The 21411-nt window shown below is 43.6% G+C and carries 24 protein-coding genes and 2 other annotated features; all 24 genes read left to right on the top strand.

Annotation, left to right across the window (positions count from 1 at the left end; translation table 11 throughout):
- Positions 1-300: 300 nt before the first annotated feature.
- The 24 genes from QNI08_RS20375 to QNI08_RS20260 all read left to right on the top strand — a co-directional run bounded on the left by QNI08_RS20375 (position 301) and on the right by QNI08_RS20260 (position 21252).
- Positions 301-762, top strand: coding sequence for a CtsR family transcriptional regulator (locus QNI08_RS20375; protein WP_285769189.1), 462 nt, complete (start codon positions 301-303; stop codon positions 760-762).
- A gap of 27 nt (positions 763-789) precedes the next feature.
- Entirely contained in the window at positions 790-1341 is a 552-nt protein-coding gene (gene mcsA / locus QNI08_RS20370; RefSeq protein WP_285769188.1) for a protein-arginine kinase activator protein McsA, read from the top strand.
- Positions 1338-2414, top strand: a complete 1077-nt coding sequence (mcsB, locus tag QNI08_RS20365) for a protein-arginine kinase McsB (protein WP_285769187.1) — start codon at positions 1338-1340, stop codon at positions 2412-2414. The genes mcsA and mcsB overlap by 4 nt, the downstream gene beginning before the upstream one ends.
- Before the next feature lie 133 nt (positions 2415-2547).
- On the top strand, positions 2548-4989 hold the full coding sequence (gene clpC / locus QNI08_RS20360) for an ATP-dependent protease ATP-binding subunit ClpC (RefSeq protein WP_285769186.1): 2442 nt from the start codon (positions 2548-2550) through the stop codon (positions 4987-4989).
- 197 nt (positions 4990-5186) lie between these two features.
- Positions 5187-6575 (top strand): DNA repair protein RadA, encoded by a 1389-nt coding sequence (gene radA / locus QNI08_RS20355; protein WP_285769185.1) that lies wholly within the window; start codon positions 5187-5189, stop codon positions 6573-6575.
- A 2-nt stretch (positions 6576-6577) separates the two neighbouring features.
- The gene (disA, locus tag QNI08_RS20350) at positions 6578-7651 is read left to right on the top strand and encodes a DNA integrity scanning diadenylate cyclase DisA (protein WP_285769184.1); all 1074 of its coding nucleotides are present in this window, start codon (positions 6578-6580) and stop codon (positions 7649-7651) included.
- A 210-nt stretch (positions 7652-7861) separates the two neighbouring features.
- Positions 7862-8956: a PIN/TRAM domain-containing protein gene (locus QNI08_RS20345; protein ID WP_285769183.1), complete on the top strand. Its 1095-nt coding sequence runs from the start codon at positions 7862-7864 to the stop codon at positions 8954-8956.
- A gap of 21 nt (positions 8957-8977) precedes the next feature.
- Positions 8978-9661, top strand: coding sequence for a 2-C-methyl-D-erythritol 4-phosphate cytidylyltransferase (gene ispD, locus QNI08_RS20340; RefSeq protein ID WP_285769182.1), 684 nt, complete (start codon positions 8978-8980; stop codon positions 9659-9661).
- A 14-nt stretch (positions 9662-9675) separates the two neighbouring features.
- Entirely contained in the window at positions 9676-10155 is a 480-nt protein-coding gene (ispF, locus tag QNI08_RS20335; protein ID WP_285769181.1) for a 2-C-methyl-D-erythritol 2,4-cyclodiphosphate synthase, read from the top strand.
- Between the two features lie 90 nt (positions 10156-10245).
- Positions 10246-11703, top strand: a complete 1458-nt coding sequence (gene gltX / locus QNI08_RS20330; RefSeq protein WP_285769180.1) for a glutamate--tRNA ligase — start codon at positions 10246-10248, stop codon at positions 11701-11703.
- 42 nt (positions 11704-11745) lie between these two features.
- Positions 11746-11994, top strand: a binding site (T-box leader).
- An 84-nt stretch (positions 11995-12078) separates the two neighbouring features.
- Positions 12079-12729, top strand: a complete 651-nt coding sequence (gene cysE, locus QNI08_RS20325) for a serine O-acetyltransferase (protein ID WP_285769179.1) — start codon at positions 12079-12081, stop codon at positions 12727-12729.
- Position 12730: 1 nt separating this feature from the next.
- Positions 12731-14128: a cysteine--tRNA ligase gene (gene cysS / locus QNI08_RS20320; RefSeq protein WP_285769178.1), complete on the top strand. Its 1398-nt coding sequence runs from the start codon at positions 12731-12733 to the stop codon at positions 14126-14128.
- Between the two features lie 6 nt (positions 14129-14134).
- Entirely contained in the window at positions 14135-14557 is a 423-nt protein-coding gene (locus tag QNI08_RS20315) for a Mini-ribonuclease 3 (RefSeq protein ID WP_064462530.1), read from the top strand.
- Positions 14554-15297 (top strand): 23S rRNA (guanosine(2251)-2'-O)-methyltransferase RlmB, encoded by a 744-nt coding sequence (gene rlmB / locus QNI08_RS20310; RefSeq protein WP_285769177.1) that lies wholly within the window; start codon positions 14554-14556, stop codon positions 15295-15297. The genes QNI08_RS20315 and rlmB overlap by 4 nt, the downstream gene beginning before the upstream one ends.
- Before the next feature lie 4 nt (positions 15298-15301).
- Positions 15302-15811, top strand: coding sequence for an NYN domain-containing protein (locus QNI08_RS20305; protein WP_285769176.1), 510 nt, complete (start codon positions 15302-15304; stop codon positions 15809-15811).
- A gap of 85 nt (positions 15812-15896) precedes the next feature.
- A complete protein-coding gene (gene sigH, locus QNI08_RS20300) occupies positions 15897-16529 on the top strand; it encodes an RNA polymerase sporulation sigma factor SigH (RefSeq protein WP_152983803.1) in 633 nt (210 codons plus the stop codon).
- A 198-nt stretch (positions 16530-16727) separates the two neighbouring features.
- Complete coding sequence (rpmG, locus tag QNI08_RS20295; protein ID WP_285769175.1) at positions 16728-16877, top strand: 50S ribosomal protein L33; 150 nt, start codon at positions 16728-16730, stop codon at positions 16875-16877.
- Between the two features lie 56 nt (positions 16878-16933).
- Positions 16934-17116 carry a preprotein translocase subunit SecE gene (gene secE, locus QNI08_RS20290; protein WP_285769174.1) on the top strand — a complete coding sequence of 61 codons (183 nt, stop codon included), beginning with the start codon at positions 16934-16936 and terminating at the stop codon, positions 17114-17116.
- Between the two features lie 246 nt (positions 17117-17362).
- A complete protein-coding gene (nusG, locus tag QNI08_RS20285; RefSeq protein ID WP_285769173.1) occupies positions 17363-17896 on the top strand; it encodes a transcription termination/antitermination protein NusG in 534 nt (177 codons plus the stop codon).
- A gap of 175 nt (positions 17897-18071) precedes the next feature.
- Positions 18072-18497 (top strand): 50S ribosomal protein L11, encoded by a 426-nt coding sequence (gene rplK / locus QNI08_RS20280; RefSeq protein WP_057915206.1) that lies wholly within the window; start codon positions 18072-18074, stop codon positions 18495-18497.
- 104 nt (positions 18498-18601) lie between these two features.
- Entirely contained in the window at positions 18602-19294 is a 693-nt protein-coding gene (gene rplA / locus QNI08_RS20275; RefSeq protein WP_076372881.1) for a 50S ribosomal protein L1, read from the top strand.
- Between the two features lie 49 nt (positions 19295-19343).
- Positions 19344-19495, top strand: a sequence feature (ribosomal protein L10 leader region).
- A gap of 39 nt (positions 19496-19534) precedes the next feature.
- A complete protein-coding gene (gene rplJ / locus QNI08_RS20270) occupies positions 19535-20035 on the top strand; it encodes a 50S ribosomal protein L10 (protein WP_285769172.1) in 501 nt (166 codons plus the stop codon).
- A 63-nt stretch (positions 20036-20098) separates the two neighbouring features.
- Positions 20099-20458 (top strand): 50S ribosomal protein L7/L12, encoded by a 360-nt coding sequence (gene rplL / locus QNI08_RS20265; protein WP_285769171.1) that lies wholly within the window; start codon positions 20099-20101, stop codon positions 20456-20458.
- A gap of 188 nt (positions 20459-20646) precedes the next feature.
- Positions 20647-21252: a class I SAM-dependent methyltransferase gene (locus tag QNI08_RS20260; RefSeq protein ID WP_285769190.1), complete on the top strand. Its 606-nt coding sequence runs from the start codon at positions 20647-20649 to the stop codon at positions 21250-21252.
- Positions 21253-21411: the final 159 nt, after the last annotated feature.

Below are 21411 nucleotides of genomic sequence, written 5' to 3'. Positions count from 1 at the left end.
CCATATAAAAAAGATCAGCCATTCCGGCTGATCTTTTTTCGTTATGATTCAATATTTCGCAGGGAATCTGCCATATTTATTATTTGGAACGAAATTAAGGCGGCAAATTGAGGTTTTCCGTGCGAAGGATTAGGGTAAACATGAAAGATATTTAATTTTTCGTGTCCAGCGGAGTATGCAATTACATATAATTTGGAGAAAATGGGTATTAAGGAAAGAAAGTGCGTTTAGGTTGCAAAATGCATTTTTCGTTGTATAATAATAGTCAAATATAGTCAAAGTCAGATTGGAGGAGGCTTAGTGAGAAACATATCTGATGTTATCGAAACTTATTTAAAGCAAGTGCTGGAAATAAGTCAAAAAGATATCTTGGAGATTAAAAGAAGTGAAATAGCGGATAAATTTCAGTGTGTTCCTTCTCAAATCAATTACGTGATCAATACCAGGTTTACGATCGAAAGAGGCTATGTGGTAGAGAGTAAGCGTGGGGGCGGCGGTTATATCCGGATCATGAAAGTGGAGTCACAGGATTACGTGCAGCTTATCAATCAATTATTATCACTCATAGGTCCCAGGGTCACTCAATCAATGGCCGAAGGAGTAATAACACGGTTGATGAATGAAGAAGTCATCAATGAAAGGGAAGCAAAAATCATGTTAAGCGTGATTGATAGGTCGGTGATTTATATAGACCTTCCTGACCGTGATGAGCTTAGGGCAAGAATTATAACTGCGATGCTTACGACTTTAAAATATAAATGAAAATGAAAATGGCAGAGGTGATGAAGGATGATTTGCCAAGAATGTCATCAAAGGCCCGCTACCCTACACTTCACCAAAATCATCAATGGTAAAAAGACTGAAATCATGATTTGCGAGAAATGTGCTCAGGAAAAAGGTGAAATGGTCGTGGATGCAGTGGGCCCTGGTTTTTCAATAAATAATTTATTAGCAGGATTGTTGAATATGGAGTCGAATATTCAACAGACAAAGGCAAATGCATTTCCTAAAACGGAAGAGAGGCGTTGCCCGAATTGTCACCGATCCTATAAAGAATTTGTCCATATCGGAAAGTTCGGCTGTGCGGAATGCTACCGAACGTTCAATGAGCAATTAAACCCGATTTTAAAGAGGGTGCACAGCGGTAATACAGCACATATAGGCAAAATTCCAAAAAGGGTTGGGGGCACCATATTTCTCCGAAAGCAAATCCTCGATTTGAAAGACGTATTAAAGGGTCTCATTGATGAGGAGGAGTTTGAAAAAGCGGCAGAGGTCAGGGATAAAATCCGCTCCCTCGAAAAAAGGTATGATGCACAAGAGGGAGGCGAGGAGTCATGAGCCTAGAAAAGTTTGTAGAAAACGCCTTGAGTTCCTGGATGAGTGCAGAAGGTCCCGAAATCGATATTGTCCTGAGCTCCAGGATTCGCCTGGCCCGTAATTTCAAGGATTTCACCTTTCCAACTTCTTTTACTAACGAAGAAGCTAACGAAATCATTGAATTGGTGAAAAAAAGAATGGAAGAGGAAGTCACTCCCGAAATCGGCAAATTGGAGCTACTGGAAATTGATCAATTACAGCCTCTGGAAAAGCGCGTACTGGTCGAAAAACATTTAATAAGCCCCAATTTAGTGGAAGTACCAGCCAAAAGTGCTTGTCTTCTTTCGGAAAACGAAGAAATAAGCATCATGATTAACGAAGAGGATCATCTTCGCATCCAGTGCTTGATGTCGGGCCTACAGCTGAAGGAAACCTTAAAGATTGCAAATCTTCTTGACGATTGGATTGAAGAATCCATAGACTATGCATATGATGAAGAAAGGGGCTACCTAACCAGTTGCCCAACCAATGTGGGTACAGGGTTAAGGGCTTCGGTCATGATGCATCTGCCGGGTCTTGTACTGACTCAGCAGATGAATCAAATCATACCGGCGATCAACCAATTGGGTCTGGTGGTCCGCGGGATATATGGGGAGGGCAGCCAGGCATTGGGGAATATCTTTCAAATCTCCAATCAAATTACCCTTGGTAAATCCGAAAGGGATATCGTTGAAGATCTAACAAGTGTTGTCCAGCAAATCATTGCCCAGGAACGGTCAGCAAGGGATGCATTAGTGAGGACGTCTCACATACAATTAGAGGATCGGATTTTTCGTTCATACGGAATACTATCCAATGCTCGCATCATTGAAACGAAGGAAGCCGCTACCTGTATCTCCGATGTGAGGCTGGGCATAGATTTGGGGTATATAAAAAATATCTCCAAAAGCATTTTAAACGAGTTGATGATTTTGACACAGCCGGGGTTTTTACAAAAGTACGCAGGCGGGCCCTTAAAATCCCATGAAAGGGATATCCGCAGGGCCGCACTCATTCGAGAACGCTTGAATTTCACGGAATCTTCCTCCTCTTGAGGTCCTTGACCTTGGAGCGAGTACCTATATTCCTGTAATAGATGTAAGGGAAAGAAGTCCCCTGCCTTTACTTAGAGGATCGTCAGCAATTTTATTCAAAACAAAACGAAAAATTCTTAAGGAGGAATTCCCTATGATGTTTGGTCGTTTTACTGAAAGAGCCCAGAAAGTATTAGCATTGGCGCAAGAAGAAGCAATTCGTTTAGGTCATAATAATATTGGCACGGAACATATCTTGCTTGGCTTGGTGCGAGAAGGCGACGGCATTGCAGCCAAAGCGTTATATGCACTTGGTTTGGGACCTGAAAAAATCCAAAAAGAAGTGGAAAATTTAATAGGACGCGGACAGGATACTGCCCAAACGATTCATTATACCCCAAGAGCCAAGAAGGTCATTGAGCTTTCCATGGATGAAGCTAGAAAATTAGGTCATTCATATGTTGGCACTGAGCATGTACTGCTTGGTCTGATAAGGGAAGGAGAAGGCGTGGCAGCACGGGTGCTGAATAATCTCGGAGTGAGCTTGAACAAGGCACGTCAACAAGTACTGCAGCTTTTGGGCAGTAATGAATCAGGCGGCCATCAAGGCTCAGCAGCTTCCAATGCAAGCACTCCGACACTGGATGGCCTTGCACGTGATTTAACGGCTATTGCACGGGAAGGAAGCCTGGATCCCGTAATCGGCAGAAGCAAGGAAATTCAGCGTGTCATTGAAGTATTGAGTCGCCGTACAAAAAACAACCCGGTTTTGATTGGTGAACCTGGAGTGGGTAAAACGGCCATCGCTGAAGGTCTTGCCCAACAGATCATCAATAATGAAGTACCTGAAATCCTGCGTGATAAGCGCGTGATGACCCTCGATATGGGTACTGTTGTCGCAGGGACGAAATACCGCGGTGAATTCGAAGACAGATTGAAGAAGGTAATGGATGAAATCCGCCAGGCTGGAAATATCATCCTATTTATCGATGAATTGCATACATTGATAGGTGCCGGCGGGGCAGAGGGTGCCATCGATGCTTCGAATATCCTTAAACCATCCTTGGCCCGCGGTGAATTGCAATGTATCGGGGCGACAACTTTGGATGAGTACCGTAAGTATATCGAAAAGGATGCAGCGCTTGAACGCCGTTTCCAGCCGATCCAAGTAGATGAACCGACGACGGAAGAATCCATCCAGATCCTAAAGGGGCTGCGTGACCGTTATGAAGCACATCACCGCGTATCGATCACAGATGAGGCGATTGATGCAGCAGTCAAGTTATCCGATCGTTACATTTCCGATCGCTTTTTACCGGATAAAGCGATTGACCTGATTGATGAAGCAGGGTCAAAGGTCCGGTTACGCTCATATACAACGCCGCCAAACTTAAAGGAACTTGAAGTCAAGCTGGATGATGTCCGGAAGGAGAAGGATGCTTCCGTTCAGAGCCAGGAATTCGAAAAGGCTGCTTCGCTTCGCGATACGGAACAGCGCTTAAGAGAACAATTGGAAGAAACGAAAAAGACTTGGAAGGAAAAACAAGGGCAAGAGAACAGTGAAGTGACGGTCGATGATATTGCACACGTCGTATCCAGCTGGACCGGTGTTCCTGTTACGAAACTGGCCCAAACGGAGTCCGATAAACTGCTTAATATGGAATCGATCCTCCACGATCGTGTAATAGGGCAAGAGGAGGCAGTCCTTGCCGTTTCTAAAGCGGTACGTCGTGCAAGAGCAGGCTTGAAGGACCCTAAACGTCCAATTGGTTCATTCATCTTCCTAGGGCCTACAGGGGTCGGTAAAACCGAACTCGCCCGTGCTTTGGCTGAATCCATCTTCGGGGATGAAGATGCCATGATCCGCATTGATATGTCCGAGTATATGGAGAAACATTCGACTTCACGCTTGGTTGGATCGCCTCCAGGGTATGTCGGATACGAAGAGGGCGGACAATTAACTGAAAAAGTCCGGAGGAAGCCTTACTCCGTCGTTCTGCTTGATGAAATAGAGAAGGCGCATCCAGATGTTTTCAATATCCTCCTGCAAGTATTGGAAGACGGGAGGCTGACGGATTCGAAGGGACGCACTGTCGATTTCAGGAATACGATTTTGATCATGACTTCGAATGTCGGTGCATCTGCATTAAAAATTGATAAGTATGTCGGGTTCAATATCCAGGATACCGGACAGGATTACAAGAATATGAAAGGGAAAGTGATGGAGGAACTTAAACGTGCATTCCGTCCTGAATTCCTGAATCGTATCGATGAAACCATCGTGTTCCACTCACTGGAAAAGGACCATTTAAAACAGATCGTGACCTTAATGTCCAATCAACTGACAAATCGCTTGAAAGAGCAGGAAATCTACTTGGAGCTGACGGACGCGGCCAGGGAAAAGATCGCTACGGAAGGCTTCGATCCAGAATATGGGGCAAGACCAATCCGCAGGGCGCTTCAAAAGCATGTAGAAGATTACCTTTCCGAAGAGCTGCTTAAAGGCAATGTGAAAAAAGGGCAAACGATCGTGATGGATGTTGTGAATAATGAATTTGCCATCCGCCAGGGAGAGCCTGTCAATGTAAGTGAATAACCAGAATTCCTAACCCCGAGGTACACGCAGACATATTTGCCGTGTACCTCTGTTTTTTATCCCTAGGTAGAAATGAGCATAAAAGAACAGGGAATATAGGTTGCTTTTTTAAAAAACTTAATGTTAAGAAGGATTAAATAAAACAAAGATATAATATCCTTACTATAGGCATTTTTCAAAAAGGAAGAGGAGTTATTATGGCAGTAAAGAAGAAAACCAAGTTCATGTGTCAGTCCTGCGGATATGAATCTGCTAAATGGATGGGAAAATGCCCAGGCTGCGGTGAGTGGAACAAGATGGTCGAGGAAACGGAAATCGTGAAACCTGCGAGGAAAGGCGCTTTTACCCACTCGGAGGTCAGAACATCGGGAGAACGCGAAAAGGCTGCACCGATAACGACCATTCAGTCTGAAAAGGAACCACGTATCAAGACGGATTTAATGGAATTGAATCGTGCCCTTGGCGGCGGGATCGTCCAGGGTTCCCTAGTTTTAATTGGTGGCGATCCGGGTATTGGGAAATCCACACTGCTCCTGCAAGTATCCTCCCAATTGGCACATAAGCAGAAAAAAGTGCTGTATATATCTGGTGAAGAATCAGTCAAGCAGACCAAATTGAGAGCGGATCGGCTTGGCACCATGTCTGAAAACCTTTATGTCTATGCGGAAACGGATATGGACTATATCCAGCAGGCGATTACAGAAGTGAAACCGGATTTGGTCATTATCGATTCCATTCAAACGGTGTACCATTCTGAGGTTACATCTGCACCAGGAAGTGTATCACAAGTGCGAGAATGCACAGCCTCATTGATGCGCATCGCTAAGACGAATGGGGTGGCGATTTTTATTGTCGGGCACGTAACGAAGGAAGGGGCGATTGCCGGCCCGCGCCTGCTTGAGCATATGGTAGACACCGTATTATATTTTGAAGGCGAGAGGCACCATACATACCGAATCATCCGTGCGGTCAAAAACCGCTTTGGTTCGACGAATGAGATGGGCATTTTTGAAATGAAGGAACATGGCTTGGAAGAAGTGGCCAATCCCTCGGAAATATTCCTTGAAGAAAGGTCGCAGGGAGCGTCAGGTTCCACCGTCGTTGCATCGATGGAAGGAACGAGGCCGGTGCTCGTTGAAATTCAAGCATTGATTTCGCCTACTAGCTTTGGGAATCCAAGGAGGATGGCAACAGGAATCGATCATAATCGTGTTTCGCTGCTCATGGCTGTTCTGGAAAAAAGGGTGGGCTTGCTGCTGCAAAACCAGGATGCGTATTTAAAGGTGGCTGGCGGCGTCAAGCTCGATGAGCCGGCAATCGATCTAGCTGTCGCGATCAGCATCGCTTCGAGCTTCCGTGATAAACCAACCAATCCAACCGATTGCATCATTGGGGAGGTGGGGCTCACAGGTGAAGTGAGAAGGGTTTCGCGTATAGAACAAAGAGTTCAGGAAGCGGCAAAACTAGGATTTAACCGGGTGATAATTCCCGCTAATAATATCGGTGGATGGACTGCGCCAAAAGGCATCAAGATTGTCGGGGTTTCATCTGTTTCGGAGGCTCTTCAACATTCGTTAGGGGGTTAAGCATGACAGATAAAAAAGGGTATGAAAAAACAAAGCTGGAAATTCTGCAAATCGTGGCTCCTGGCACCCCGCTTCGGGAGGGCATCGAAAATGTGCTTAGGGCAAACACGGGCGGCTTGATCGTCGTGGGATATAATGAGAAGGTGCGGATGATCGTTGATGGCGGCTTTCAAATCAACTGCTCCTGTACGCCGAGTACATTGTATGAGCTGGCCAAGATGGACGGGGCCATCATTTTAAATGAGAAAGCCGATACGATCATTTTTGCCAATGCCCAATTGGTGCCGGATAATAGTACACCATCGACTGAAACGGGAATGCGGCACCGGACGGCGGAACGCGTCGCAAGGGAAACCAAGTCATTGGTCATCGCCATCTCGCAACGGCGCAATGTCATCACGTTATATCAGGGGAATTTCCGGTATGCCCTCAAAGATATAGGAGTCATCCTTGCCAAGGCCAATCTAGCCATTCAAACCTTGGAAAAATACAAGGTGGTCCTCCAGCAGAGCATTTCGGTATTGGGAGCGCTCGAGTTTGAGGAAATCGTGACTTATGCCGATCTTTTACAGGTGTTTCACCGCTATGTAATGGTACTCAGGATCAAGGCCGAGCTGCTTACCTACCTTAATGAGCTTGGCACGGAAGGAAGGCTGATCCGTCTGCAAATGAATGAAATACTGGCAGATATAGAAACGGAGGGAAAATGGCTCATCAAGGATTACACCTCGCGAAATGACGAAAAGCCCGAGGAAATTATATTTCGGCTTCAAGAACTGGCAATGCAGGAGAAGCTGGATGAAAGCATCCTCCTTAAAGTTCTGGGCTATCATGGATATATCCACCTTGATGAGGCCGTGCATCCCCGTGGCTATCGAATCCTCCATAAAATCCCGCGCTTGCCGGTATTGATCATCGAAAATTTAGTGAATCAATTCGAAAGCTTTAGCGAAGTCAACAAAGCGTCGGTTGAAGACCTGGATGATGTGGAAGGCATTGGGGAAGTCCGAGCCAATAAAATTAAAGAAGGTCTTCGCATTTTGAAGAACCAGCTGGTTACAAATAGAAGGATGTAAGGCACAGCATAAAAAAATCTCCCGGCATCAGCTTGAAATTGGTTGGCGCTTATTTTTGACACTCAAAACCCAGGGTGCTAGGCTAATATTACGAAAAAAGAAGAGTCATATATGTAAATCCACTGAATCGATAAGTGAATTTCGAAAACGAATTTTCGAAGGTTTCATTTTATTTTATTGGTCAATAATGAGTAGAGGGAGGTGAAAGGGATGTTAAAACGCATTATACAAGCATGCTTCTTAATAGTTGGCGGAACGCTTGGTATGATACTCATTCCTGAATTATTAGTTGTTTTACATGCAGATGATATTGCTTTAATAAACAATCCTTATGTAAGTGTACTGTTGGGTGCCATTATCTTTTATCTTATTACTTTTTGGGCAGTAGATCATGTGATCTATTTTATGAAGTGGCTGGAGGAGCAGCTCGTTAAGATACCGATTACGGACATCATTTTTGGCAGTGTCGGACTTTTGGTAGGTCTGCTTGCGGCGTTCTTGGTCGGCTATGCCTTCAGTGCCATCGGTGTTCCCATTTTAAATACGGTCGTTCCGATCATCCTTACGCTTTTGTTTGGTTATCTCGGTTTCCAGGTCGGTTTTAAAAAACGCGATGAGCTATTGAATTTATTTACGAAAAATAATAAGAAGAAGAATGCAGATGGTGAAGCAAGTGAGGATGAGGAAGGGTACAGCAAGCGGCTGAAGATTCTCGATACAAGCGTCATCATTGACGGCAGGATTGCGGATATCTGTCAGACAGGCTTTCTGGAAGGCACGATCGTCATCCCTCAATTCGTATTGAATGAGCTGCAGCATATCGCTGATTCATCAGATGCCTTGAAAAGGAATCGCGGCAGACGGGGGCTGGATATCCTGAACAGGATTCAGAAAGACCTTCCGATCAAAGTGGAAATGTACGAGGGTGATTTTGAAGACATACAGGAAGTGGACAGCAAGCTTGTCAAACTTGCCAAAATATCAGGTGGAATGGTCGTTACAAACGATTTCAATTTAAATAAAGTATGCGAGTTTCAAAATGTGGCGGTCCTTAACATCAATGACCTTGCCAACGCTGTCAAGCCTGTCGTCCTTCCGGGTGAAGAGATGAATGTTCAAGTCATAAAGGATGGGAAAGAGCAGAACCAAGGCATTGCCTATTTGGACGATGGGACGATGATCGTGGTCGAGGGAGGGCGCGATCATATCGGAAAACGCATTGATGTCCTTGTCACAAGTGTGCTGCAAACATCTGCAGGCCGGATGATATTCGCCAAACCGAAGCTATTAGAAAAAGCATTATAAAGAAGAGTAGGAGAAACCTTTATGTTTTATGATGTAGTGATACCTGCAGCAGGACAAGGAAAAAGAATGAAGGCGGGCATGAATAAGTTGTTTATTGAACTATCGGGCATCCCGATTATTGTTCATACGCTTCGTGTCTTTGAAGAAGATCCGGACTGCCGGAAAATCATCCTTCCGATAAACCTGGCTGAAAGGGATTATTTCAACCAGTTGATGGCCGCGTATGGGATCAACAAGGTTAAGGAGCTTGTCAATGGCGGCGGGGAGCGTCAACAAAGCGTATACAATGGGCTGCAGCATGCAGATGCAGAAATTGTCCTTGTACACGACGGAGCCCGCCCCTTTATCGAACGAGGACAGATCAGTGAATTGTGTGAAGCCGCTTCCCTTCATGGCGGAGCAGTCATTGCCGTCCCGGTCAAGGATACGATTAAAAAGGCGATGGATAATAGAATTTTGGAAACGGTGGAACGATCAAGCTTGTGGGCGGTACAAACTCCACAAGCTTTTCGTATATCCACCTTGAAGCGGGCACATGAACAGGCGGAGGCAGAAGCCTTTTTAGGGACGGACGACGCAAGTTTGCTGGAATGGATCGATGAACAGGTGGTTATTATTGAGGGCAATTATGATAATATTAAGATTACGACTCAGGAAGACCTTTATTTTGCAGAAGCGATTTTACATAAACAAAAAAGAAAATGATTGGGGATATTGATATGTTTCGTATTGGACAAGGATATGACGTTCATCAGCTTGTTGAAGGGAGGCCACTGATCATCGGCGGCATTACGATTCCGCATGAGAAGGGGCTGTTAGGCCATTCGGATGCGGATGTTCTTTTGCATACCGTTGCCGATGCCTGCTTAGGGGCAATTGGAGCAGGGGATATCGGTAAGCATTTCCCGGATACCGATCCGGAATTTAAAGATGCCGATTCGGCAAAGCTGCTCCGCCACGTATGGGCAATCGTAAAAAATGAAGGATATTCACTAGGCAATGCCGACTGTACAATCATCGCTCAAAGCCCCAAAATGGCACCGCACATTGAGGATATAAGGGCCAGGATCGCGGAGCTTCTCGATACCTCGGTCGATAGGATCAATGTAAAGGCGACCACTACAGAGAAACTTGGATTTACGGGCAGAAGCGAAGGAATTGCAGCACAGGCTGTTGTCCTATTGGTTAAATCGAATTGAATTCATTTTTAGCGTGGATGCCTTTATCCAAACGTCCATAAATGCTAAAATGTACAATAGAAAAGAACGACTGGGAGGTCTATTTATATCATGAGCAGCGATATTCGAGTTCGCTATGCACCGAGTCCGACTGGACATTTACATATAGGGAATGCACGGACGGCTTTATTCAATTATTTATACGCACGGAACAAAGGCGGGAAATTCATCATCCGGATTGAAGATACCGATCAAAAGAGAAATATTGAAGGCGGCGAGGAAAGCCAGCTTAAATATTTAAAATGGCTTGGCATCGAATGGGATGAGGGTGTGGATGTCGGCGGCGAATATGGGCCATATCGTCAGTCTGAAAGGAATGACCTCTATCAGGAGCTGTATCAGGAGCTTTTGGATAAGGGCTTGGCTTATAAATGCTATTGTACGGAAGCGGAGCTCGAAGCAGAGCGCGAAGGGCAGGTCGAGCGCAATGAAACACCAAAGTATTCAGGAAAGTGCAAGCATTTAACCGAGGAGGAGCAAGCGAAATTGGTGGCTGAAGGAAGAAAGCCGAGCATCCGTTTTGCCGTTCCTGCAGGTGAGGTCCTTACCTTCAATGATATGGTCAAGGATGACGTTTCGTTTGAAACGGATGGTTTTGGAGATTTTGTCATCGTTAAAAAGGATGGCATCCCCACGTATAACTTTGCGGTGGCTGTCGATGATCACTTGATGAAGATATCCCATGTGCTTCGCGGCGACGATCATATTTCCAACACGCCAAAGCAAATGATGATCTATGATGCATTTGGCTGGGAACCGCCGATCTTCGGCCATATGACATTGATCGTGAATGAAAGCAGGAAGAAACTAAGTAAACGGGATGAATCGATCATCCAATTCATTGAGCAATATGAAGAACTTGGTTATTTACCGGAGGCGTTGTTCAATTTCATCACACTACTTGGCTGGTCACCGGTCGGCGAGGAAGAGATCTTCACGAAGGAAGAATTCATTAATGTTTTCGATGCAGAGCGATTGTCCAAATCACCTGCACTTTTCGATAAGCAAAAGCTCACGTGGATGAATAACCAATATGTGAAGCAACTTGATGTTGATTCGGCAGTTGACCTGTCATTGCCCCACTTGATCAAAGCGGGAAAGGTTTCCGGAACAATGACGGCCGATGAGAAGGAATGGGTACATGGCCTTGTATCCCTTTATCAAGAGCAGATGAGCTATGGAGCGGAAATCGTGGAGCTATCCGAACTGTTTTTCAAAGATGAGGTCGAGTTCGAAGCGGAAGCGAAGGAAGTGCTTGCTGAGGATCAGGTGCCGGAGGTCATGAAGGCTTTCCTTCAGGAGATCGAGGGTCTGGAAGAGTTTAATGCCGATGAAATCAAGAAGGCGATTAAAGCGGTCCAAAAAGGCACGGGCCACAAAGGAAAAAAATTATTCATGCCGATTCGGGCCGCCGTTACCGGTCAAACACATGGTCCGGATCTGCCTAAGGCGATATCGTTATTGGGCAAGGAAAAAATTAAACAGAGGCTACAGAGTATTTTATATTAACAATTAGTCAAAAATGTAATATAGTATTTAATAATCTTACAAAAGAACGCGTAGATGGGGAGAAGTAAGGAAACGATGCTTTTTAGAGAGAACCATAACCTGCTGAAAGTGGTTTAAGCCTCTCGTTTTCCGAAATGCACCCCTGAGTCCTTTGCTGAACTAACTTATAGTAGGCACAGGCGGAATGTCCTCCGTTACAGGGATTTAAGTTGGGGATGGAAAGACAGGGACATGATTAACCTGTTTCGTACATGCCAAACAGAGTGGAACCGCGCTTGAAGCGTCTCTGTCTATTTCGACAGAGACGCTTTTTTATATGCAAAGAAAGCAAAATAGGGGATGTAGGAGAGGTACGGAACATAGGGGGGGATCATTTTGTTCAAGATGTTTAAAGAGGATATCGAAGTGGTTTTTGATCAAGACCCTGCTGCGCGCAGCTATTTGGAGGTCATTCTGACTTATGCGGGTTTACATGCAATCTGGAGCCATAGGATGGCACATGCGCTGTTTAAGAAGAAGTTTTTTTTCCTGGCGAGAAGTATATCCCAAATCAGCCGCTTTTTTACCGGGGTTGAAATCCATCCTGGAGCCACCATCGGCCGCCGCTTCTTCATCGACCATGGAATGGGGATCGTCATCGGCGAAACGTGCGAGATCGGTGATAATGTTTCTGTCTTTCAAGGTGTAACGCTTGGAGGGACAGGAAAGGAAAAGGGGAAACGCCATCCGACGATAAAGGATAATGTGTTAATTGCAACAGGTGCTAAGGTACTGGGTTCGATCACTATCGGGGAGAATTCGAAGATTGGTGCCGGATCTGTCGTTTTAAAGGAAGTCCCGCCTAATTCAACCGTTGTTGGCATTCCAGGCAAAGTGGTCATTCAAGATGGCATTAAAATTAAAAAAGACCTGAATCATTGTGATCTTCCGGATCCGATCGCCGACCGCTTTAAAGAAATGGATAGTGAAATCAGGTTCCTGAAAGCGAAATTGGCTGAGCAGAAGCAGGAAGAAAGGAGTTTATAATATGACGATTAAAATTTATAACACGGCTACCAGGAAAAAAGAGACCTTCATTCCGATGGAAGAGGGCAAGGTGAAGATGTACGTATGTGGTCCAACTGTCTATAATTACATCCATATCGGTAATGCCAGACCGGCAATTGTATTTGATACCGTTCGCAGGTATTTGGATTACCGTGGATATGACGTACATTTTGTTTCCAATTTTACGGATGTGGACGATAAATTGATCCGTGCCGCAAAAGAATTGGGGGAAGATGTCCCGACGATATCAAAGCGCTTCATCGAGGCGTATTTCGAAGATGTATCTGCACTCGGGTGCAAAAAAGCGGATGTCCACCCTACCGTAACCGAAAACATGGATGCCATCATTGCGTTCATCTCGACACTTATTGAAAAAGGGTTCGCTTATGAATCCGAGGGGGACGTTTATTTCCGGACCCGTAAATTCGACGGCTATGGAAAACTATCACACCAGTCGATCGATGAGTTAAGAGTGGGGGCGCGTATCGAAATTGGCGAGAAAAAACAAGATGCCCTTGATTTCGCCCTGTGGAAGGCCGCTAAGGATGGTGAGATTTCATGGGAGAGTCCGTGGGGGAATGGCCGTCCCGGATGGCACATCGAATGCTCGGCAATGGTCAAGAAGTATTTAGGCGATACAATCGACATCCATGCAGGCGGTCAAGACCTTGCCTTCCCGCATCACGAAAATGAAATTGCACAATCCGAAGCATTGACAGGAAAGACCTTTGCGAATTATTGGATGCATAATGGGTATATAAATATTGATAATGAAAAAATGTCCAAATCATTAGGGAATTTCGTCCTTGTTCATGACATCATCAGGAATCACGATCCACAAGTGTTGCGGTTCTTCATGTTGTCGGTTCATTATCGCCATCCCATCAACTATAGCGAAGAAGTGCTTGAAAATGTCAAGGCGGCCCTGGATCGGCTGAAGACATCTTACCAAAACTTAAAGCACCGCCTCCAATCAAGCGACGGATTGACTGAAAACAATGAGGCCTGGCTGGCAAAGGTTAATGGGCTGCAGGATCAATTCATTGTTGAAATGGACGATGACTTCAATACAGCCAATGCCATTTCCATCCTTTTTGAACTCTCGAAACAAGCAAATTATTACTTGATGGAGAAAAATACACATAAGGATGTCATCGATGCTTTCCTTGAAAAATTCAATACCTTATTTTCTGTCCTGGGTCTCTCCCTGGAAGAGGATGGGCTGTTGGATGAAGAGATCGAAGGCTTGATCCAACAAAGAATTCAAGCGCGTAAAGACCGCGATTTTGGGTTATCCGATGAAATTCGTGATCGCTTGAAAAGCATGAATATCATATTAGAGGATACCCCTCAAGGTACAAGATGGAAAAGAGGGTAAGGAATAATGCTTCATTACGATAGTAAAATAGATGCAAAAATGCTGAACAGCCTTGCTTTAGCTTATATAGGTGATGCCGTATACGAGACGTATATCCGGCACCACCTCATTCAAAACGGAGCGGTCAAGCCCAATTTGCTGCATAAGAAAGCTACATCATTCGTAGCGGCTAAAGCTCAAAACAAAATCATCCATCATTTCTTGGAGTCAAATTGGTTATCGGAAGAGGAAACTGCTGTCGTTCGGCGGGGCCGTAATGCGAAATCAGGTACTGTCCCAAAAAATACGGATGTGCAAACGTATCGCTACAGTACAGCCTTCGAGGCACTGATGGGCTATTTGTATCTATCAGGCCGAATAGAAAGAATGGAAGAACTCATAAAAAAAGCGATTGAATACATTGAAGAAGAAAAGGGGCGTAACCCATGAGTGAAGAATATATCATTGGAAGGAACCCCGTTTTGGAAGCTCTTCGCTCCGAACGGGATATTAATAAGATTTGGATAGCGGAGGGGTCGCAAAAAGGCTCCATGCAGCCGCTCATCGGACTGGCAAAGGAAAAGAAAGTATTTATGCAAATCGTCCCGAAGAAAAAGATTGACCAAATGGTTGAAGGCATCCATCAAGGTGTTGTCGCCCAAGTTGCGGCATATGAATATGTGGAATTGGATGACTTATTCGCAAAAGCGGCAGAACGGGACGAAGCACCTTTTTTCATGATCCTTGATGAAATTGAAGATCCCCATAACTTAGGCTCGATCATGAGAACGGCTGATGCAGTTGGTGCCCATGGAATCATCATTCCTAAAAGAAGGGCGGTAGGCTTAACGGCGACGGTGGCCAAGGCTTCAACAGGTGCGATTGAGTATATACCGGTGGCACGCGTCACCAATTTATCAAGAGCGGTGGAAGAGTTGAAAGAGCGCGGAGTATGGATTGTCGGTACGGACGCGAAAGGCAGTGATGACTACCGTAACATGGATGGAAAGATGCCGATCGGTCTCGTTATCGGAAGCGAAGGAAAAGGGATGGCCCGGTTAATGAAAGAAAAATGTGATTTCCTCATCCGTTTGCCTATGGCAGGAAAAGTAACCTCGTTAAATGCATCTGTGGCAGCCGGGTTATTGATGTATGAGGTCTATCGCAAAAGAAACCCTTTAGGACAATAATCGGATGGATATTCTGTTGGTGGACGGTTATAACATTATAGGAGCCTGGCCGGTACTGAGAGAATTAAAAGAACGGGATCTTGCTGCCGCAAGAGATAAATTGATTGAAATGATGGCCGAGTACCAAGCATTTACCGGATTCCGCGTAATTGTCGTATTCGATGCCCAATATGTTCAGGGAATTGCCCGTATTTTCAAAAATCATAAGGTGGACGTAATTTTTACAAAAGAAAATGAAACGGCTGATGAGAGAATAGAAAAGCTGGCCATTGAGCTGAATAATGTCAAAACGCAAATTCAAGTGGCCACCTCTGACTTCACCGAGCAATGGGTGATCTTTGGCCAAGGGGCTCTAAGGAAATCAGCTCGTGAACTGCTCATCGAAATGGAAGAAATCCAAGGGGAAATCAAGAAAGATGTCAGAAAAACAACTACGATCAAACCGTCTGGCAAAATTCCTTTAAGTGAAGAAGTGGCAGAAATTTTCGAAAAATGGCGCCGCGGGAAGATTTGAACCATTGACGGGTAAATTTTACCTGCTGTATAATATTTCTATCTGAGTCAGGTCAGGGGGATATAATGTGGGTCTCAAATTCGGAATGAAGCTGAACGAAAAATATCTGCAGTTTGATGATGATGAATTGATAGGGTTGGTTCACACCGGTGACAGTGAAGCGCTGGATTATTTGATCCAAAAATATCGTAATTTCGTAAGAGCAAAGGCAAGGACTTATTTCTTGATTGGTGCCGACAAGGAAGACATCGTGCAAGAAGGTATGATTGGACTTTATAAGGCCGTCCGTGATTTTAAAGGAGATAAGTTATCCTCTTTTAAAGCATTTGCAGAACTATGCATTACGAGGCAAATCATTACAGCCATTAAAACAGCAACACGTCAAAAACATATTCCGCTCAATTCCTATGTTTCCCTGGACAAGCCCATTTACGATGAGGAATCGGACCGAACTCTTATGGATATCATCTCGGGTACGAAAGTACTGGACCCGGAAGAACTGATCATCAACCAAGAAGAGTTTGACGATATCGAATTGAAGATGGCCGAGCTCCTGAGCGATCTTGAGAGAAAAGTATTGGCTCTTTACCTGGATGGACAAACCTACCAAGAAATTTCCGAAGAATTGAACAGGCATGTTAAGTCAATCGACAACGCCCTTCAACGGGTGAAAAGAAAGCTCGAGCGCTATTTGGAAGTAAGGGAAATCAGTTTATAATCCCTCCGCTTTTTCCGCTTAATTTCATCTGTCCCTTCTCCACTAGGAAATTTATTATTCACTAAGTTCTATTTGGATAACTGGTATAAAGGTTCATCCTAACGATAACCATATCTGTTCAATCCCGGTTTGATATTGACAATAAAAGACAGCCATGATAAGGTTTTATGGATATGGTAGATAGGAAAGGTGTATCTAATGCCAAAAAAAATCGTTCTTGCCTGCATGGATTGCGGTTCAAGAAATTACAGCTATGAAAGTAAACAATCGACAAGCGGCGAACGCCTTGAAATCAAGAAATTTTGCAGGACATGCAATGCACATACAATTCATAAAGAAACGAAATAATTGTTTTATAAATAGATTGACAGAAGCAAGCTGTCTAATGCTTGGAGGATACATTCATGAAACGTTTTACCGAATTTTTCAGCGGTGTCATTCGCGAAATGCAAAAAGTAAGCTGGCCAAAACGCAAGGAGCTTACCAAATATACAATCGTGGTGGTCACGACTGTAATATTTATGGCTTTATTCTTTACTGTGGTCGATTTGGGCATTTCCGAATTAATTCGCTTAGTTATTGAATAAGAGATTCGAAAATAAGGTATAATAGTGATAGAATAATATGTGTCAGCAGAAAAGCCCGGAAACGGGTTTTTTAATTTGTCTTTTTTATATTCAAATCGTGCACTGCTGCACCATGGAACATCACAAAAATATTCTTGTTAAGTCGGGATGACGCCGGAACTGGTTTTTGGCTAAAACGTTCAAAGATAAAGCTCAATAAAGAAAATGATGGATTGCAGGGAGGGAAGGACGTTAAAGTCCTAACACATGGAAAAGAATTGGTATGTAGTTCACACTTATTCAGGTTATGAAAACAAGGTTAAAGCTAACTTGGAAAAACGTGTAGAAACGATGGGGATGGAAGATAAGATCTTCCGGGTTGTCGTTCCTGAAGAAGAAGAAACGGAAATGAAAGATGGCAAAAAGAAAGTGACCAAAAAGAAAGTATTCCCTGGATATGTACTGGTGGAGATCATCATGACGGATGACTCCTGGTATGTAGTCCGGAATACACCTGGAGTAACTGGCTTTGTAGGTTCAGCGGGGGCCGGCTCCAAGCCGACTGCGTTACTTCCCGAAGAAATCGAAGTCGTACTTAAACGAATGGGCGTCGATGAAAGCAAGATCGAAGTTGATTTTGAACTCGGCGATACAGTTCAAGTTAAAGAAGGACCATTTGCAACCTTTGCAGGACCGATAGAAGAACTTGATAAAGATAAAGGTAAAGTAAGGGTGCTAGTCAATATGTTTGGCCGCGATACACCGGTTGAACTTGATTTTAATCAAGTGGAAAAATTATAAACGGAAAAAAACTTGAAATTGCCATTTGAAAGTGGTAAAATTTCAAAGGTCAGTATGTTTCAAATTTTTAGGCCTCAACGATACAAGCATTCTTTATTAATATATAAAGAATTCAAGATGAGTGGGAGGGTATACCCCTATTACCACATCACGGACTTATAAGGAGGTGTGTCTCGTGGCTAAAAAAGTAATTAAAATGGTTAAATTGCAAATTCCTGCTGGTAAAGCGAATCCGGCACCGCCAGTCGGTCCTGCATTAGGTCAAGCTGGTGTAAACATCATGGGATTCTGTAAGGAGTTCAACGCTCGTACAGCAGATCAAGCTGGTCTAATTATTCCTGTTGAAATCACGGTATTTGAAGACCGTTCATTTACATTCATTACAAAAACTCCACCGGCTGCAGTATTGCTTAAGAAAGTGGCAGGTATTGAGTCTGGTTCTGGAGAACCTAACCGTAATAAAGTTGCTACAGTCAAGCGTGATCAAGTGCGCGAGATTGCTGAAACTAAAATGCCTGACCTAAACGCTGCAAACGTTGAGTCTGCAATGCGTATGGTCGAAGGTACTGCTCGCAGCATGGGTATCGTCATCGAAGACTAATCCATGTAAATGCTATTTGTTTCTACGGGGTTGCGATTGATACTCGCAACCTTTATTCGTGGGAGGTCATTCCGTTAAAACCACAATTTAGGAGGATTTATATCATGGCTAAAAAAGGTAAAAAGTATCTTGAAGCAGCTAAGCTTGTAGAAGTATCTAAGGCTTATGCTGTAACTGAAGCAATTGAAGTGGCTAAAAAAGCTAACTTCGCAAAATTCGATGCGACTGTTGAAGTTGCTTTCCGTTTAGGCGTAGACCCTAAGAAAGCTGACCAACAAATTCGTGGAGCGGTTGTTCTTCCGAATGGTACTGGTAAAACTCAACGCGTATTAGTTTTCGCTAAAGGCGAAAAAGCAAAAGAAGCGGAAGCTGCTGGTGCTGACTACGTTGGCGAATCTGACTACATTAACAAAATCCAACAAGGATGGTTCGAATTCGATGTTATCGTAGCGACTCCAGACATGATGGGTGAAGTTGGTAAACTTGGACGCGTTTTAGGACCTAAAGGATTAATGCCTAACCCTAAAACTGGCACAGTAACTTTTGACGTGACTAAAGCTGTCAATGAAATCAAAGCTGGTAAAGTTGAATACCGCGTAGATAAAGCTGGAAACATCCACGCTCCAATCGGCAAAGTATCTTTCGAAGATGCTAAGCTAGTGGAAAACTTCACTACTATCTATGATACATTGCTTAAAGTTAAACCTGCGGCTGCTAAAGGGACTTACATGAAAAACGTTTCTGTAACGACTACTATGGGCCCTGGCGTGAAAGTCGATCCTTCTACTTTCAAATAATTAATTGACATTCCAAAACTATTATGTTTTAATAAGTTTTGTTGTGAATAAATGAATATCATTTGTACCGTAGACAGTAGGTGCTCCTTTAAGAGCTTAATTCCCTGCCGAGGTAATTCGATAAGAATAGTCATCGACTATAACCTTTGAAATTACTGCCTTCATGTCTGCAATAGAGATGAAGGCTTTTTCTTTGAAACGGTATGAATGTTTTCAAGCAAATCTACAGGAGGTGTAAGGATGAACGCAATTATTGAACAAAAGCAAAAGATCGTTGCTGAGATTTCTGAGAAATTAACTGCAAGCCAATCGACTGTAGTTGTTGACTATCGTGGATTGACTGTTGCTGAAGTAACAGAACTTCGTAAGCAACTTCGTGAAGCTGGCGTTGAGTTTAAAGTTTACAAAAACTCTTTGACTCGCCGTGCTGCTGAAAGTGCTGAGCTTAGCGCTTTGAACGAATCATTAACAGGACCAAACGCAATTGCATTCTCAACTGAAGATGTTATCGCGCCAGCAAAAATCCTTAACGATTTTGCGAAAAAACATGAAGCGTTAGAAATCAAAGCTGGAGTTATCGAAGGAAACGTTGCAACTGCTGAAGAAATTAAAGCTCTTGCAGAACTACCTTCACGCGAAGGCCTACTTTCAATGCTACTCAGCGTGCTACAAGCACCTATGCGCGGACTTGCTCTTGCTACAAAAGCAGTTGCAGAACAAAAAGAAGAACAAGGCGCGTAAGCTAATCGCTTGACCTGCCTGCCATACCACAAAAAAACCAACCATTTCGAGGAGGAAATAACAATGACTAAAGATCAAATCATTGAAGCAGTTAAAAACATGACTGTTTTAGAATTAAACGACCTTGTAAAAGCAATCGAAGAAGAATTTGGCGTAACTGCTGCTGCACCTGTAGCTGTTGCTGCTGCTGGTGGCGCTGCTGCTGAAGAAAAAACTGAGTTTGATGTAATCCTTACATCTGCTGGAGATCAAAAAATCAAAGTTATCAAAGCTGTTCGTGAAGTAACAGGTCTTGGACTTAAAGAAGCAAAAGAACTTGTTGATAACACTCCAAAACCAATCAAAGAAGCTGCTTCTAAAGAAGAAGCTGAAGAAATCAAAGCTAAACTTGAAGAAGTTGGAGCTGGCGTTGAAGTTAAGTAATCTTGCATAAACAAAAAGCTCGCTATCACTGGCGGGCTTTTTTCTCTTCATTTTTAAGAAATGACGGAAATGGCCGTTACTAGTTTGGATAAGGCATTCAACGAACATTCCGGCATGCAAGCTTCCATTCTTCAAATATCTTCTCTCAATAAATCTTCAATATTCCTTTCTGATAGGGGGAGATGACTCTGACAGAGCATTACTACTCACAAAAACCGGATGTCGTAAGTAATCCTAAGTTTTGGGATTTCACATTAAAGGGACGTACCTTTCGCTTCAAAAGTGATAATGGCGTTTTTGCAAAAAAGGAAGTCGATTTCGGATCACGCCTTTTAGTTGAGAGCTTTACCCTTGATGAGGCCGTGGAAGGAAATATTCTTGATGTAGGCTGCGGGTACGGGCCAATCGGAATATCGATCGCGGCGGCTTACCCAAATAGAACGATAGAAATGATTGATATTAATAGTCGTGCAGTCGAATTGTCAAAAGAAAATGCTGCTTCCAACGGGGTCGCGAATGTAAAAGTTTTCGAAAGCGATCGTTTTGACAAAGTAGGTTCCAATCAATTCGCTGCAATCCTTACCAATCCCCCCATTCGCGCTGGTAAAAGTGTAGTCCACGATATTTTGGAAGAAGGCTATCGCAGCCTAGCAGTTGGGGGAGAATTATGGGTGGTCATTCAAAAAAAGCAGGGTGCGCCATCCGCCATGGCTAAAATGGAGCAATTATTTGGAAATATTGAAGTGCCGTCCAAGAAAAAAGGTTACTATATACTATTATCCAAAAAGGTTTGACTCTAAATTTTCGCTATGTTAGTATTATAAAATGCATATATATAATTCCGTAACTATGCAATTTTTATACCATTGGTGTATAATCAATGGATAAATTGGGAAAAATATATAAATAATAGTTCGTTTTATGAGAAATAGTGGTTTTTAAAAATAAAAACC

The sequence above is a fragment of the Peribacillus folii genome (genome assembly GCF_030271255.1).
GTDB lineage: Bacteria > Bacillota > Bacilli > Bacillales > DSM-1321 > Peribacillus.
This window is presented reverse-complemented; position numbering and strand designations above follow the sequence as displayed.